We start from the raw sequence: 15,541 nt of genomic DNA, 5'->3' as shown, positions 1-15,541 counted from the left end.
TCCCAAAAACATGATATCAGCTTTTGTGACTGTCGCACTTCTAATTAGAATTGGCCAAACCCCGTCAGGAATATTTGGTACCAGTTTTGGTACCTATCAAGATCTTCTTAATTCCCATAGCACTAATCTAGTATTGCAGTAGAGCTTAACTTGATAAAATTTACAAGATTATTTCCTAAATAAGAATCAATACTATCTTGATTATCAAATTCGGTGCCGATTGTTCCATCTTTAATTCTCGAACCAATAGTTTGGCCCACCAAGACTTGCCATGGCTTAGTAGCAATTATTCCAGTGATAATGTTAATGATCTCTTTAATAGGAGAGTTTTTTCTGTTAAATCCACTATCTTTAAATTTCAACATTTCATTATGTTTTTTATGAGATGAATTATTTTCAATCCACTTTTGTAATTCACTTTTAGTTTCTTCCCACGTGGAGTTTAGATATTGCAATACGTTATCTGATAAAAAGAGATTTTCAGAGCAACGACATGAAAGCATGAATCTTTTTACTTTGGATAAACTTATCGGAGTATCAATATCTTCTGCAGGATTATCATCCTTATCGCGAAGTGAATATCCCATTGCTTCCTCAGAATCATATACTGATAAAATTAACTCATTAACTTTATTTTCATAAGTGAGCAAATTGCCTTGGCCATCAACACTACATGGGTATAATTTCAAGTTACCAGATGTTTTAATTGCTTGTTGCCAAATCCAGACGTCATCATCTCCCTCTACTAAAAAAATCGGAGTTTGACAATATATGTTAGAAAGTGGATGTGCACCAAATATAGGTAAAATACTTTTATATTCTTTTGATGCGACGTGGAAGCCTATTTCTGTATTTCCTTTAATAAAAAAATTGAAACCTATATGCTCATAATTTTCTAATGCTCCGATCATTGCTGTGCTGTGAGTTGCTATGATAATTGTGAATTTTTTTAATGAGACTAATTCCTTTAAGAAATGCATTAACCTTACTTGTAAATCTGGGTGAATATGTACATCAGGTTCATCCAAAAGTAAAAAATTATCTTGTCCTTCTTCACATTTTGCTTCATAGGCAAGGCACTCAATTGCAAGTGAAATTAATTCGGATTCACCACTACTAATTGCTTCAGGGGGCACAAGTGTATCAGTCCCTTTAGAATAAATTTTAAAAGCAGATTTATCTGCTCTAATTTCAATATTATCAAGTAATGAATTTATTTTATTGATATATTTTACAAATAGCCGATCATTTAAATCAGTAGTCTTAATGCTTTCATCAGATGATGAGCTTACAATAAACTCTTCAAGCTGAGTGTTAATTTGTGCTTTAAATTCTTTAAAAACCACTACAGATTGTTCTTTAAATTGACTAAATTGATTAGTTTTTCTTGAGCTTAATAGCCAATCTTGGTTTTGCATATTTTGTTCTATTCCCGATTGATAAGTTAAAATACCACCTCGTTCGGGTGTGATATACTCAACTAGACCCCTTTTCTCTGATTGAAGGGTATTAGTTATTTCTTTGAGAGTAGTACTTTTTCCACAACCATTTTTTCCAAATAATATGTTAATGCGTTGATATTCTTTAATATAAAATTTTCCTACTTGAATGCTAGCCATATTGCTCTTGATCCCCTGCTAAGTTTCTTATTTGCTTTTAAGATTTTAAACTCTAATTAAAATTGTAAATTTAATTTTTTTTACTATTTTGTTTAATATAAATAATAAGGGTATGAGGTACCCTTATTATTTATATAAGAATTAAACTGAATCCCCCAAATATTCTTCCAATACATGCTTGAATGCCTCACATCTTGGACAGGGGGTCAAATTAGGAAAGCGATATAACTTCAACTTTTCAAGGTTATTATTTATTGTGCATTTGATAATCAATAATTCTTTGTTATCTTCTTGCTTAGTAACTTTCAAAGTACATACTGGATGTTTTACTTCATTCAAATCTAAGCAAACATGAGCACTTTTATAAGTAGTGAGCTGTTTATATAACTGGATGATAACTTCAAAGACCCTCTGATCCAAAGAATCTATATCGATGTGATTATAATGTTCGTGATAGAACAGCTTAATCTCATCAATAAAATCCAACAACCATTTGCGATAACTTACAGGGTACTCTACATCTGCATAATTCATTAAAAATTCCTTCTAAAAACTTGATTTTTAAAAATTAGTGAATTATGATTGACTCTATCAGTTAAAATCGTATTTTTTTGTCAAAAAATTCACTTAATTTTAGTATGCTCGCAAAATCCGGGTGTGTCAAATGATTGCGTAAATTTATTGTAAATTATTTTGACAAAATGGGCTTTTTTGTGCCATAACTATAAGTTTAAGCCTCTGTTTTTAAATGAAGTAATAGATAACTAAAATTAATTTTACTATCTTTTGAAATTAGGAATTTTCATTAAGATTGACCAATTCTAATCTCCAAAAACTTCGAACATAGACGGTCGGCGAAGTTACTACGCTTGCTTTATGAAACCATCCTTTCCTGCTTTATGCTGATTTTACTCTATTTTCTAAGTTCATTAATTAAGAAATTCACCCAATCTTGTGAATATAAGTAACCATCGAATCCCTCGATATAAGCAGCATATTTACCTTTGAATTTTGAGACCCAAAGGGGACGGTCCGGGACGGACCCCAACTGAAATCATACAGAATGTTTAAAGTATTTTAATAATTAAACTTATACTCTTCTTACTCTACAATTTGAAAAATTTATAAAAAAAGTATATTTTACATTCGAGTCCAAAATCGATTAAAGGAATAGCGATGCCTAGGCAAGCAAGAGTTGTCATTGCAGGACAACCACATCACATCATTCAACGCGGTAATAATAGACAAAATATATTTAATGAGCCAAAAGATTATTATTACTTTCTACAAAAATTATATGAGACTTCAATTGAATATGACTGTGATATACATGCTTATGTATTAATGACAAACCATACACATCTGTTGGTTACCCCTAAAACGCAAGAAAATCTTAGCAAAATGATGCGAAAATTGGGAACCTGTTATGTTAACTATTTTAATCATAATTACGACCGAACTGGTACACTATTAGAGGGGCGTTATAAATCATCTTCTATCACGGATGAAGCTTATTTTCTTATTTGTATGAGATATATCGAATTAAATCCTGTTAGAGCTTATATGGTAAAACATCCCACAGACTACCTATGGTCTAGCTATCATGCTAACGCTACGGGAAAAACAGATAGAATAATTTCACCTCATCCTTTGTATTTATCATTAGCAACAAGTGAAACTGAAAGAAAAGAATCGTATAAAGACTTATTTACAATTGCACTTTCTGAAAAGGATATCAAAAAAATACAGTCCGCTTCTAATAAATCAGTGCCTTTATTATAATTATCTTTATAACTATTTGTTTATTTTTTAATAGGGTCCGTCCCGGACCGTCCCCCAAGCATCCTTCAAGTTAAAAATCAATTTCCAGGTAATGCTCAAGATTGGTCGCTGGGCTTTACAGCTCAGACTACCCTTGCTTCTTGGCAATTTCAAACTACTTCAATTTCAACAGGAGCAATGCCTTTTATACCGAGTTTTTTAGCGGCAGCAAAGGATAAATCAATTAGCCTGTTTGATACAAATGGACCTCGATCATTAATTCGAACCACAATCGACCGCCCATTACTCAGGTTTTTGACCCGTACTCGTGTAGCAAGTGGGAGTGTTGGATGAGCTGCTGTCATCGCATACATGTTGTAGCGCTCTCCGGTTGATGTTTTTTGATTCCGAGCGTGTGACCCATACCAGGAAGCAACTCCTTTTGCTTTGTAGTGTTTGGCAGACTTCATCACATGATATGTTTTCCCCCTGATCACATAGTGATCAGGACCATTTGATTGCTGATGCGTACAAGCAACCAGTAGTATTGGGAGTAAGCCTATAATGAGTCGGTTAATGGTCAACAAAATCGCATAATAGTTCATAAAGTTATCTTCTACTTCCGCTACAGATATTTTAAATATAAGTTTTAAATGTTATCGAGATGACCTTTATAAATAACTTAATTTTAAATATACGTAATTAATAGATCACGAGAGACAAAGATATTTCTTGCAAAGAAAATCGTCAATGGGTAACACATTTTTATCATTTGCCTTCATCATTGATTAGATTGATTATATATTTTTTGGATGACATGTAACAACAAATTTTGCTGTATAACCTCTTATCCTATCACATCAAGGATATCTCTATACCCTAGGGGCTTTTCATGTGGGGGAGGCGGAATTAATATTAAAAATATGGCTAAAAAGAGATTTTCTACTTCGTCTTGATTTTGAAACATATGTTGTGATGCAAGATACTAAGTATTTTAATCATGTATCTTTTGTTAGATTTTTATTCCCAAAAAATCGAACTTTACAATTATTCGGGCAAAAATTAAGTTCATAAGTGCGGGATTAATTTTGATTACGCTTTACAGAGAGAGCTTTATTCGCAAAACGATGGGTTTGGTGCTCTATCTGAATTTGAGCGTAATTTAATAAAAGAGCGAACTCGTGCTGGCCTTGAAGCAGCGAGAGCCAGAGGTCGACAAGGCGGTAGACCGGATAAACTTAGCAAGCGTAGGCTGGGCTGAAAAGCCCGGCAAATGATTTAATGACTGGATTGATGCTTGAATTAATATTCTGTTTTCGAGTTAATAATCAATTTCCAGGTAATGCTCAAGATTGGTCGCTGGGCTTTACAGCTCTTGCTTAATAAAATCTTAATAAATTTAATTTAATATATCCTCCGCCTGAAATGGTTTAAGTGGATGTGATTGAATTTATTCATTTTTAAATTAGATCAGGCAACAGCAGGCATTTCAAAATAATATTAATTCTTTTTGGGGTTATATCAAATGCGTAAATTAATTGTATCGTGGTTATTTGTTTTATCTACCATTTTCTATCATGTAGCTGTTGCTGGTGTTCATGAAGATCATCCTTATGATTTCGTCGTCACAAAAGATATTTATAAATTCTCTGAAGTCTATCAAATTAAATCACCACAAAAAGAAACCTATCCAGGTTCTATTAAGAAAAGCGCATTTCGTATCCGTACAAACTATGATTTGTCCAATAAAGATGGATGGCAGGCAACAGGTATTACACGAGTCCTTTCTTTAGGGTCTTTGTACCATTGGGCTAAGGAAATTGATATTTATGATACTCGTGGCGTACAAATAGGATTTATTGATGGAAATTTGGCAACACTTGAATCCGCAAAATTTACAATTTATGAATATGATGAAGCAGGCAAAGCTACTGCAATTGGTGTTGCTTATGCAAATCGAAATTTTGATCGGTTTGTAATTTTAGAATCAAGCGATAGCCCTCATCCTATTGCAGATTTGAATCGTAACCTGAGTAATAACACCTGGAGTGTGTCTGTTCATTATCCTGAAATAATTGATGATCGTATCATTCGTATTTTTGCTGGTTTCGTCATTGATCATGAAAATAAGTTTTTATCCAATGCCGACGATGATTTTGATGATGATTTAATCAGTAATCAAAATACTGAAAAAACACGACAATAATGTAATTATTGATTTTTATTGAAAAAATAAAGATAAGAGCCCATATTATATATTCATTGTAAGGCCAAGGGGTCGGATCTTGCTTTTTGCTTTCTCTAAAATGAAACTACTTTGATAGGCAAAAGGCAAGAGCTGACTCTTTAGCTTTATTTTTCTTTATTTTTCAAGGCGTGCTTTCAAAATCACTGCACATAATATTTTCAATGATTGAGAGTATTTACTGCAACCATTTATACTTCAACATCAAACGAATGATAAACACTATTTTTAATCTAAATTAGATTGGATAATTATGACGAATAGAGATAACCAAAATGCTGATCAACTTAAAAAATGCTTTGCGTAGGCTGGGCTGTGAAGCCCAGCAAATGTTCTGATGAATGGATTGATACTTGAATTAATATTCTGTTTTCGAGTTAATAATCAATTTCCAGGTAATGCTCAGGATTGGACGCTGGGCTTTACAGCCCAGCAAATGCTCTGATGAATGGATTGATACTTGAATTAATATTCTGTTTTCGAGTTAATAATCAATTTCCAGGTAATGCTCAGGGTTGGACGCTGGGCTTTACAGCCCAGCAAATGCTCTGATGAATGGATTGATACTTGAATTAATATTCTGTTTTCGAGTTAATAATCAATTTCCAGGTAATGCTCAGGGTTGGACGCTGGGCTTTACAGCCCAGCCTACGCTCGCTCAAATTATTATTTGTATTTTTATAAACCATATAGATATACATTACATCATTTTGCTATAATTTTAATACAATAATAGTTGATATAAGCTCTGAAGATATCTTTTTCAACAGAAATTAAATCATGTTTAGAGGGTAATATCATGGAAAATGAAAATGAAACTAAGAAATATACAGAAACATAAAGAAATAAATCATATTTTAGAACAATATGTTGATGTAATTTTGAAACTAGACATTTTAAGTAATGGACTTGAACTAACTGTAGAAAATTTTCCAAAGTTTTATAATCTATTGGATATAGGGCTAACAAGTAAAGAAATTGCTAGTGACTTCGAAAAATATGGTATTTTCAGATTGAGAGAGTTAGAAAATAATAATCATGAGCTTGTCATTGGTTGTGGTAATAAGCCATTACCATTTCATGGTGGAGACATGAGCCGCAAATTTGCTGAATATGAAAAAAACTACGATACTGAACACTCACACGAAGGGGCTGACACTATTAATCCTGATATTACATATAACCCCACGGTAGTGGCCCTATTTGGAAAACAACCAATATCCCCATTATTCAAGGGCAAGAAATATGATGTCATTAAAATAGAAGGTATAGCCATTTTAGAGCCATCTCCTTATATTATGGATCACCATAGAGAAATGGCATTAGACGATTTGATTGAATTATTATCTCAAGACGGAAAGCTTCAAATTTGTTATGGTGAGCCATGGGAAGAACCTAACTATATTATTCCTCTTAGTCAACTGAAAGAATGGAGAAAAGATTTAAGCCTAATAAATGAATATCCATGGGAAATCAAATGGAATCAACAAGAAAAGACTAATCAAGATATAAAAGAAGGAGCAAAAACTCAAACACCTATGAGTCAAAATTATAAAAACCAATTGCAATCTGTTATACATACAAAAGGGCGTGCCATCTATTGGTCAATTGGACTCCCTAAGAATTTAGAAGATTTCAGTGGTAATTATCTTTTAATAAGCACAAAGCTTCAATCAACAGATGAGCTTGAATACACATTATTGTATATAGATGAGCAAGGAATGGATTGGGATGTTGATATTAAAGATCTAAATGAAATAGTTGGCTGGTTTGATAAAAACACATCTGAAATAGAAGAATTTCGCGGACAAAAATTCCAAAAAATTGATTTGAATGAAGATGAACAAAATACATTGGATGAATTTAATCAAAGCCTAATACAAAATTTTAAATATTAACATGAGGGTCTGTTGACCATTCATATTAAAAATTACACTTACACAAATTTAGCAAGCGTAGGCTGGGCTGTGAAGCCCAGCAAATGCTCTGATGAATGGATTGATACTTGAATTAATATTCTGTTTTCGAGTGAATAATCAATTTCCAGGTAATGCTCAGGATTGGACGCTGGGCTTTACAGCCCAGCCTACCCTTGCTTGCTGGAAGCTCAGAAAATAATATTGAGCTCGCGTTAAATATAATCAAAACTCATAGAACCTGAAATATCTATTTCTTCAGGATTGTTTGGATTAGCTCGCCAAAATGTTTGGAAATTTTGATCTGAGTAATAGTTGTCCTGGTAATAATGTTGCCAATATTGTTGACAATAGGTTTTGTGTTCCTGAATCAATTTTTCTGGTAATAGTGTTAATAAAAAATTATATGATTCTTGGCAATCTTCAAGAATACCAGTTCCTTTAAATGATTCTTTACAAGACCAATTCGTATCGATTTTGAAAAAAGATTTAATTGGTGCCTTCTTATTAAAAATATGTTGATTGAAATTAACAGAATCTAATGGATAACATATCTGAGCCCAAGGATCGCATATAACATTGTTTTCAATAAGGATGAAGAAGTGGCCTGGCTCAAAATCCAAGTATTGAATCTCAATACTTGGAAAGTATTTGTCCGATATAAATCCACTCTGAGCAAGTTTTTCTATAAGCATTGTGAATGCGAGCATCGCCTTATATTGGCAATTACCAATGTTATATTTTTGTATAAGCCCAGAACTAATTTTTATTTTTTCTAAGGGGGAAATTTTATTTGAGTTTAATATCTTATCAATCTTTTGTTGGAGGCCTAAAAGTAATACTTCTATATATTCTGCGTCTTCTTGAGGTTCAATTTTTAGATTAGATGAAGTAACCTGCATAACATAATTAATTTCATTAATTATATCTTGAGATATATTCAATAGGCTGACAGTATATGGATCAAGTGTTTCTATGTTTACTTGTTCTTGTATCGCTTTATTTATTGTTGGGAATGGGGTGTTATTTTTTGGCATAATGAATCAAATTAGCTCCGAATGGGTTTTTATTATACCATTACAGTATTGAGCGTCAAGGCTTTGTTTCTTAGAGAATATCCGAAAGCAAGCGTAGATTGGGCTGAAAGCCCAACAATCTCTAGAATAATACTCAAAAACCGGCTATAAAAACCAAAATGGAATTTTAACAAATCAACCTTATGCGACGTTACCGTAGAGTACTAGCCCCTAATGCTACTCATTTTTTACACGATTTGCTTGTCCGTAAAATTGATGTTTTAAGATCTGCTTTTAAAAAGATTCAAGAGAGGCATCTGTTCACACACCGTATAAGCACAAGAAATATACTTAATGTTTTTTAATGCCACATGTCTATACTAACTACAAAGAGTAACCAAATTTACTGATTATTTATTTGAGGTGAATCATGACGCACTTCAAAATCGAAAAATCTGATGTAGACATTTATCAATGCCCAACAGCAGAAATAACTAATGCAACTCAGCTTTCTATAGGCGATCTGCACGCTAATGCAATGTTTCTGATGCATTTTCTGGTAACTAATGGTGTTGTTAAAATTAGTGATGAAAAATATAACCAATTAAAGGATATCTATCTTAAAGCAGAGCTAACAAAATCTGATATTGATGAGTTTAATAAAATTATAGATGAGTTAGAAATTGGTGAAAAACCACTAATTCGGTTTATTGGGGACGAAATCTGTGATCGCGGCCAAAATGATTATTTTATATTTAAAATTCTGAATAAACTTAAAAAATCTGATGTTAAAACCGAAATATTGCTTTCGAATCATGGTATTGAATTCCTGATTCCATATGAAAATAAGGAAGAATTATATGCTCCTAATATTGGTTTTATGGGGCAATCCAGATCCATGGATAATTTGCGAGGTCTTATAGAAAGAGGTGTAATCACTAAAGAAGAAATAGACGCTTTGGTTAGCGATAGTTATTTGCCTGACTTAAAATTAATTTCTTATTCTCTGCATGATAACAATATTACTCTCTATAGTCATGCAGGAACTGGATTAGAAACAATTCTAGCGTTAGCAGAAAAATTTAAGGAAGAAGGCGTTGTTTATAAAGACAATACAGCAGAAGATTTAGCTCAAACTATTGAGGCTATTAATTTAGCTTTTGCTCAGCATGTCAAAGCAGGAACAGTTCATACTTTAGCTGTGAACATTAGAAATCCCCATGACCTTCAAAATGATCCGGTTACCTTTTTAATATGGAATCGTAGTTATGAAGATTTAAAGAGAGACAAAGAACATAAGGGATATCAACTGTATTTTGCTCATGGACATGACTCAGGTGAGCCGTCAAGTGATAATCTCTTTAATCTTGATAATCCTTCCTTCAAAGGAGCTGCTAATAATAAAGGAGATTATAAAGTATTGGGAAGTCAGGTGGTTCAGTCGCTGAATTTAAAGTAACTGTTGGTGGGATTATTGTTAAGCAAGCCAAGCCAGAAGTAACCGTTGATTAGCCAGGGGATAAAAAAGAAAAAGATAGAGTCAAACCCAGTCCTGGAGTCCCGAAGGAGAATGACGATTAGTAAGTCCTTTTCATAGTGAATTGTCTAAACTTGAGGCTAAGGCCAAACAACTGCTAAAAGATAGCCACACTGATGCTTCACATATATCGATGAATACTTGAATAAGGCCATTCACTTGCACCCAACAGGCACACTTCACTCTATTTTAATTAATTTGAAAAATTGTGGCAATTCTGCTGCAATAAGTGGGTCAATTTTTGCAACATAGGGAATATTATCAAATGCAGTTCTTGGATAAACTCTGTCATTGACCCAATGACCTGACCAATTGAAAGTGGTTTTAATGCAATCCCTTGCAAAATTCTTTAAATGATATTTTTCTTCTAAACCAAAACAACCTGATAAAAAAATATCTACATAAGATTGCACAATAGGATAATCACTGGAAGGAGCAGGAAGTTGTTTCGTATTCGTTGTATAAATCCAAAACTGTCCTTCAGGAAGATTAATGGAGCCTAAGGCTTGAATATCCTCTCGTGGAACTTTAATTCGGCAATAAGTGTTTTCACGGTTGTCATAATTCTTAATTTGAGACGGATCATTTAACTTAAAATAGACCGCATTTATCATACTATTTTTTTTAGGCACTACCCCAAGATAAATAGTACTAAATCCTATTGGGGTGCCTCTCTCAATCCATCCCCTTTGAAAGCCCGATACATAAATAGGGAAGTTTTCCCCCGCCATTGGGCTGTCTTCTTTTTTGGATTCTTCTTGCATTAACGATCCATAGCCAATGATAAAGTGTGGCAGTTTTGGATCAATATCAGGCCTGCAATGCTTGGGCAGCGTTGCAAATTGCTGAGTTGAATTTTCATCGGTTGCTAAATTTTTAGCATAACAAAAATAGCTCAATTTAATTAAAAAAATAAAATAGAAAAATCTTACCAGGGTATTTTGACGTTTCATTTTTGTGATCCTGTTAAAAATGCGCCCGTTGCCATATCATTCAGCAACCTTTCCATCAATTACTTTTTCTATCATAAACAACCCTATCACGACTGATTTAATAAAGCGAGGTAGATGTTATGTAGAAAAAAAAGCCACACAAATCGAATAATAAGCTTTAAATTTATTTGGCATTTTAACTTACGACGCTGGAACGTAAATGGTTCTATCAAAGATGTCGTATTTGCTCTCTCATTGCTAATATTATTCCCGTAAAAATAATACAACCTCCAATAATCTGAGCAAATCCAGGAACTTCTCCAAGAATTAAATAAGAGAAAAAAATGGAGGAAAGGGGCATCAAGGAGGACGCTATCACATCATCTGCCACTTTAATACTTTGCAGCCCCAGATAGTTAAAAAACATTCCCATACCTACAATGACAGGACCATATAATAACATCCACTTCCAAAGAAAAGGTGATAAAAGATCGGCAAAATGACCCCAACCAAACATTGCTAAAGCAATAAAAAAGAAAAAGACAGATCCTAATCCCATGCGAAAGGTATTAAAAATCCCGCCGGGTAGTATTGTAACAGCATGAAAACTTATTAAGGTCGAAATTGTACTTGAGACAACTCCTAAAAATATGCAAATTTCCCCAGAATGTGGCGTGGCTGCAAGGAAATCATAAAGAGGTCCGGTTGATGTGATGTGAATCATAGGTTTCTCATGTGTAGCTGTCCATTGCTGAATAAGAACAATAGATAAACTACCTGAGACAGTGATTAATGAAGCTAAAATTAGCCGTATATTAGGTTTTTCAGAAAAAATAAGCCATGCAGCAAATAAGGTCAATGGAGCATGAAGAGTTGTGAGCAGAATCACGTTAATAATATTCGCATACATAATACCGAAAAAAAATAACGTAGGTGTTAAAAAACCTATAAAAAAAGCACTGGTAAATAGCCATGCCCAGTCTTTGCTAGTTAATTTCCTGAAATTAAATGTTCTAAAATTCTTATACTGGGTTAGTAAGAGTGTTAGGGCACCAATTAGACTTCCTACAAAGAGAAGATTACAAAATGAGATAGGGTTACGTCCATGGATAGTAAAGCTATTACCAAGTTGAATAAGTTTGGCAATAACCGGCTCATCCGCACTTAATATAATATAGCTAATTATTATAAAAACTATTCCTTTACTTCTGGCTGTTTTCTTCATTATTCCCTGCATTTTAAATTTCCTTAGAGTCATTGTATAGATAAATGCAATGAAATCCTAAAATCATTGTAGTGTTCTACCCATCACAATTGCTAACAATTACTTTTGCGGACTATACTCTTTTTCTTGATAATAAAAAATTAGATTGACCTCTCTAATATTGAATTATAAAGGATTTGTATAATGAAAAATACCTTATAATATCGTGCCTTGGGCTAATGCTAATATTAAGCAGCAATTGGTCGTCCAAACAATCTGGATCAATACTTTTTATAAAAATGAGATATAGAGGTATATGATATGGATTTTATATTCATAATATTGAAATTAAAGAGAAACGAATGTTTCTTCTTCTATGCCTGCCGCTAGAAGAATTGTTTATCTTGCTATAATAGAAAAGAAGAAAAAAACCATTCATTATGATTATATTCATGACAATCCTAAAGCTGTTTTAAAGCAGGCTGCTGAAATGGGGTACTTTAAATTAGGCTCCACGGTCATTTTACTTTTTACTGGCGATGCAATAATGGATTGGCGGGCGGATTTAACGGTAGGGAGTGTCGTCAAGGTTGGTGAAGAAATAGCGAACAGGATTCGTGTAACCTCCCCATAAAATAGAACTGGTTAAGCAAGCAATGATATGGATTCATTCTCCCTTTTATCCAACACTTGCTGATACTTTATTTGCATTGGCAATACTAATTTACTTATTTTCATGCTAACTATTAATATATATAAAGGACTTGTATTTTTTATAGGGAAATGGAATGCAAAAAAATCAAACTGGTTCAAACACTGAAAAAGTGCACGATAAGCTAAGTTTAAAAATCCATATTGTATTGGGTATTATTTTGCTCTTGTTAGCTTTTCTGGGAGTCCTTTTAACCAGTTGGCAAAATCCCTATATCCATGCTTATTGGCTAGGTTTGGTGTTCGTTTATGCTCTTTCATCTCTTGGATTAAGTTGGTTTTCACACAGTAATCATTCCTTGACGTTATCAGAGGCAGGGCGTGAACTATTGCATTGGTTCGGTTTGATAGTCACGATATACTTAGTGGAACATTTTAAACAAATGGGATTATTTAGCACACCCATTTCAAGTCTTGTCGAATTGTTGTTGTTGGCTTTGACCACTTTTTTAGCGGGTGTTCATTTCAATTCAATGTTTTTACTGATAGGGCTATTTCTTGGTCTTATTGCATTACTTTCAGTAATTATTTTCGAATATTTAAGTTTTATTTTATTACCCATTTTGATTGTTTTCATTGTAGTTCTATGGTGGCAAATGTATCGTAAATACCCTCACAAAAAAACCTGAATACTGGAGTTGGTTTTTATTAGGCACGCTTACCGTACGATCCCCTGAAAATTTACTCATAGCCCGTAGTCTTCAGTTGGTTCGCGGTACGTCAATAAAACAAGGTAGATGAAGTCTTTAGACCCAACCAATCTAAGCTGGTTAGTATGGATAAGTTACACATAAAAATCATGATATTTTCTTTTCATAAAACTCATTTTTCATTTAAAATGTAAAAATCAATGTCAATTTGGTGGATAAATGACTTTAATCTTAAGAACGAAAAAACTTAAATTGATGGATAAAGAGCAATGTTTTGCCTTTATAAAAAACGCTGTTAATGTTTCTATGGATGACGTTATCTATAATAATGCCGGTACGAATAAAACTTTCATTACCGATGGATTGGCTACCTGTGCTGCTGTTGTCATGTATGGCAGTGATAGCGGCTGTTCCACTGCTTTTACTCATATGTCCAGCGAAGCTACCGAAAAGGATGATAAACGAAAAGAAAAAATATTAAATGAGATGTTGGAATATGTCTTAAAAAACAATTCATTATCTGGGGTTAAATTAATTATTTCGCCATCCCGAATTCTAGAAAAACATTTGATTGCTTTTATTCTGGAATGGGCAAAACAAAAAAAAATTGCCTGTACCATGGTGAAAGACGGGGGCGATTCGGCAGTATTTAATGTTGATGAGGAAGGTCATGTATTAATGCTTTCAACTTCACTGCAATTAAAACAGGAGGTGACTGATAAATCATGGCATGGCTACGGCGTTATCATTGGTCAGAGTGAAGACAATATAGTGATTGAGTCGCAGAAAAAACACCATGTATTCTTTAAAGAGGAAACCTCTTCTGAAATTATGAAACTCTCCGATTCCCATAAAACAGTTAATTCTGCAGTAGAAGTTTCTGCTTAGCAAGCAATGATATGGGAGTTTTGAAAATTTGTGGAATTTAACATAACGCTATTTATTGTATTTCAATTTTAATTCGTGAAGATTGATGACTTACCCATTGCAAATAGCTGATGATCGATTCGATTTCTTCCTGGGAAAAGTTTTTTCCTATTGGCGGCATGCCGCCTCGACCATTTCTTATCAAATTGGTAATGTTATCCGGAGCTAAATAATTCGTTACCATCCCTAGATCGGGAGCTCGTCCTTGCGCTCCTTGATAATAGAGCGAATGACAAGGTGAACAGTTGGCAATAAATAAGGCTTGGCCTTTTTTCACGGACGTAGATTGATTCACTGGATTTAGAATCTCATATAAAACCAAGTGATTTTTATTAACCACATGCATTGAGATCACCTGATAGGGCCAACCAGTAGGGTAGGTTTTAGTGTTATCCCAGACGATATAAAACGGGCCGGGATTCACCTTTTTTTCATATTTAGAAATATACGACCAGAGATTATCTTCAGTTCGATATTGTTCTGCAATGGTGTTTGAAGCCTCACGATAAGCCAGATAAGCTTGACCCTCTGTGGTAAAATTTTTGAGTGGTATTTGTGATAAGTAATGATCAAGGGTATCCACTATTAATACTTGATCCTTATTGACTTTTGTAAAATCAACAGCAAGTAGCTTGGATAGGATCTGATTGAGATTAAACGCATCATATACTTTTTTTGCGCTCCCATATGCAGGATTATGTGCAACTACCACTTTGTAGGTTTTAAACTGTTTTTTTAGAAGTGATAATGGATAAATCTTGTCTCCAATTTTAATTTTCGGATCCTGGGTTGCCGCGTAAGCATTGACACCATACAGGAGTAATATAATAAAGAAGACTCTAAATATCCCAAGCAACAGCTTTCTTACGTTATAGATCATATTTTTATTTGCAAGCTGACATTCTTGATTACAATAGCATGAGTTATATTCAAATCCAATTTCATGGGAAGCAGCATTTGACTTTTTGCTCAGTTAAAAAAGTTATTAATAATACCTGGTTTAGATATAACATTCACTGTAAT

At 33.5% G+C, this 15,541-nt stretch carries 14 protein-coding genes and 1 pseudogene; 8 read left to right on the top strand and 7 right to left on the bottom strand.

Annotated elements, in window-relative coordinates; genetic code table 11:
• Positions 1-122: 122 nt before the first annotated feature.
• Together ACZ5EK_RS13570 and ACZ5EK_RS13565 are read right to left on the bottom strand one after the other, a co-directional pair.
• Positions 123-1,619, bottom strand: a complete 1,497-nt coding sequence (locus ACZ5EK_RS13570; RefSeq protein ID WP_464430205.1) for an ATP-dependent nuclease — start codon at positions 1,617-1,619, stop codon at positions 123-125.
• A gap of 141 nt (positions 1,620-1,760) precedes the next feature.
• Positions 1,761-2,153 carry a hypothetical protein gene (locus ACZ5EK_RS13565; RefSeq protein ID WP_464430204.1) on the bottom strand — a complete coding sequence of 131 codons (393 nt, stop codon included), beginning with the start codon at positions 2,151-2,153 and terminating at the stop codon, positions 1,761-1,763.
• 642 nt (positions 2,154-2,795) lie between these two features.
• Here ACZ5EK_RS13565 and ACZ5EK_RS13560 point away from each other — a divergent pair.
• The gene (locus ACZ5EK_RS13560) at positions 2,796-3,401 is read left to right on the top strand and encodes a transposase (RefSeq protein WP_464430203.1); all 606 of its coding nucleotides are present in this window, start codon (positions 2,796-2,798) and stop codon (positions 3,399-3,401) included.
• A gap of 149 nt (positions 3,402-3,550) precedes the next feature.
• Here the strand turns inward: ACZ5EK_RS13560 and ACZ5EK_RS13555 are convergent, their stop codons facing one another.
• Positions 3,551-3,985, bottom strand: coding sequence for a septal ring lytic transglycosylase RlpA family protein (locus ACZ5EK_RS13555; protein WP_464430202.1), 435 nt, complete (start codon positions 3,983-3,985; stop codon positions 3,551-3,553).
• Positions 3,986-4,512: 527 nt separating this feature from the next.
• Here ACZ5EK_RS13555 and ACZ5EK_RS13550 point away from each other — a divergent pair.
• The 3 genes and pseudogenes from ACZ5EK_RS13550 to ACZ5EK_RS13540 all read left to right on the top strand — a co-directional run.
• Positions 4,513-4,623 (top strand): annotated as a pseudogene (locus tag ACZ5EK_RS13550) (recombinase family protein); the annotation flags it as partial.
• A 282-nt stretch (positions 4,624-4,905) separates the two neighbouring features.
• Positions 4,906-5,586 carry a hypothetical protein gene (locus ACZ5EK_RS13545; protein WP_464430201.1) on the top strand — a complete coding sequence of 227 codons (681 nt, stop codon included), beginning with the start codon at positions 4,906-4,908 and terminating at the stop codon, positions 5,584-5,586.
• A gap of 851 nt (positions 5,587-6,437) precedes the next feature.
• On the top strand, positions 6,438-7,523 hold the full coding sequence (locus ACZ5EK_RS13540; RefSeq protein WP_464430200.1) for a hypothetical protein: 1,086 nt from the start codon (positions 6,438-6,440) through the stop codon (positions 7,521-7,523).
• 233 nt (positions 7,524-7,756) lie between these two features.
• Here ACZ5EK_RS13540 and ACZ5EK_RS13535 read toward each other — a convergent pair whose 3' ends face one another.
• Positions 7,757-8,578, bottom strand: a complete 822-nt coding sequence (locus ACZ5EK_RS13535) for a hypothetical protein (RefSeq protein ID WP_464430199.1) — start codon at positions 8,576-8,578, stop codon at positions 7,757-7,759.
• 409 nt (positions 8,579-8,987) lie between these two features.
• Here ACZ5EK_RS13535 and wip point away from each other — a divergent pair, with 409 nt between their 5' ends.
• A complete protein-coding gene (gene wip, locus ACZ5EK_RS13530; RefSeq protein ID WP_464430198.1) occupies positions 8,988-10,016 on the top strand; it encodes a Dot/Icm T4SS effector Wip in 1,029 nt (342 codons plus the stop codon).
• Positions 10,017-10,273: 257 nt separating this feature from the next.
• Here the strand turns inward: wip and ACZ5EK_RS13525 are convergent, their stop codons facing one another.
• Both ACZ5EK_RS13525 and ACZ5EK_RS13520 read right to left on the bottom strand, forming a co-directional pair.
• Positions 10,274-11,047 (bottom strand): gamma-glutamylcyclotransferase family protein, encoded by a 774-nt coding sequence (locus ACZ5EK_RS13525; RefSeq protein ID WP_464430197.1) that lies wholly within the window; start codon positions 11,045-11,047, stop codon positions 10,274-10,276.
• A 208-nt stretch (positions 11,048-11,255) separates the two neighbouring features.
• The gene (locus ACZ5EK_RS13520; RefSeq protein ID WP_464430196.1) at positions 11,256-12,251 is read right to left on the bottom strand and encodes a DMT family transporter; all 996 of its coding nucleotides are present in this window, start codon (positions 12,249-12,251) and stop codon (positions 11,256-11,258) included.
• A gap of 355 nt (positions 12,252-12,606) precedes the next feature.
• Between ACZ5EK_RS13520 and ACZ5EK_RS13515 the strand changes: the two genes are divergently transcribed.
• The 3 genes from ACZ5EK_RS13515 (at position 12,607) to ACZ5EK_RS13505 (ending at position 14,479) form a co-directional block, all read left to right on the top strand.
• Positions 12,607-12,864, top strand: a complete 258-nt coding sequence (locus ACZ5EK_RS13515; RefSeq protein WP_464430195.1) for a phosphatidylserine decarboxylase — start codon at positions 12,607-12,609, stop codon at positions 12,862-12,864.
• A gap of 154 nt (positions 12,865-13,018) precedes the next feature.
• Positions 13,019-13,570 carry a hypothetical protein gene (locus tag ACZ5EK_RS13510; RefSeq protein ID WP_464430194.1) on the top strand — a complete coding sequence of 184 codons (552 nt, stop codon included), beginning with the start codon at positions 13,019-13,021 and terminating at the stop codon, positions 13,568-13,570.
• A gap of 240 nt (positions 13,571-13,810) precedes the next feature.
• The gene (locus tag ACZ5EK_RS13505) at positions 13,811-14,479 is read left to right on the top strand and encodes a hypothetical protein (RefSeq protein ID WP_464430193.1); all 669 of its coding nucleotides are present in this window, start codon (positions 13,811-13,813) and stop codon (positions 14,477-14,479) included.
• 52 nt (positions 14,480-14,531) lie between these two features.
• On the opposite strand, the gene ACZ5EK_RS13500 is transcribed toward ACZ5EK_RS13505, so the two are convergent.
• Positions 14,532-15,398, bottom strand: a complete 867-nt coding sequence (locus tag ACZ5EK_RS13500; protein ID WP_464430192.1) for a c-type cytochrome — start codon at positions 15,396-15,398, stop codon at positions 14,532-14,534.
• Positions 15,399-15,541: the final 143 nt, after the last annotated feature.

The organism is Legionella sp. JM-2024, from assembly GCF_055389095.1.
Note: the sequence above shows the minus strand (reverse complement) of the source record. Positions and strands in the feature narration are given on the sequence as shown.

Coding starts and splice junctions, on each gene's coding strand:
- ACZ5EK_RS13570 (WP_464430205.1), bottom strand. CDS start 1,619: ATGGCTAGCATTCAAGTAGGAAAATTTTATATTAAAGAATATCAACGC.
- ACZ5EK_RS13505 (WP_464430193.1), top strand. CDS start 13,811: ATGACTTTAATCTTAAGAACGAAAAAACTTAAATTGATGGATAAAGAG.
- ACZ5EK_RS13540 (WP_464430200.1), top strand. CDS start 6,438: ATGAAACTAAGAAATATACAGAAACATAAAGAAATAAATCATATTTTA.
- ACZ5EK_RS13510 (WP_464430194.1), top strand. CDS start 13,019: ATGCAAAAAAATCAAACTGGTTCAAACACTGAAAAAGTGCACGATAAG.
- ACZ5EK_RS13525 (WP_464430197.1), bottom strand. CDS start 11,047: ATGAAACGTCAAAATACCCTGGTAAGATTTTTCTATTTTATTTTTTTA.
- ACZ5EK_RS13535 (WP_464430199.1), bottom strand. CDS start 8,578: ATGCCAAAAAATAACACCCCATTCCCAACAATAAATAAAGCGATACAA.
- ACZ5EK_RS13565 (WP_464430204.1), bottom strand. CDS start 2,153: ATGAATTATGCAGATGTAGAGTACCCTGTAAGTTATCGCAAATGGTTG.
- ACZ5EK_RS13560 (WP_464430203.1), top strand. CDS start 2,796: ATGCCTAGGCAAGCAAGAGTTGTCATTGCAGGACAACCACATCACATC.
- ACZ5EK_RS13500 (WP_464430192.1), bottom strand. CDS start 15,398: ATGATCTATAACGTAAGAAAGCTGTTGCTTGGGATATTTAGAGTCTTC.
- ACZ5EK_RS13520 (WP_464430196.1), bottom strand. CDS start 12,251: ATGAAGAAAACAGCCAGAAGTAAAGGAATAGTTTTTATAATAATTAGC.
- wip (WP_464430198.1), top strand. CDS start 8,988: ATGACGCACTTCAAAATCGAAAAATCTGATGTAGACATTTATCAATGC.
- ACZ5EK_RS13515 (WP_464430195.1), top strand. CDS start 12,607: ATGCCTGCCGCTAGAAGAATTGTTTATCTTGCTATAATAGAAAAGAAG.
- ACZ5EK_RS13555 (WP_464430202.1), bottom strand. CDS start 3,985: ATGAACTATTATGCGATTTTGTTGACCATTAACCGACTCATTATAGGC.
- ACZ5EK_RS13545 (WP_464430201.1), top strand. CDS start 4,906: ATGCGTAAATTAATTGTATCGTGGTTATTTGTTTTATCTACCATTTTC.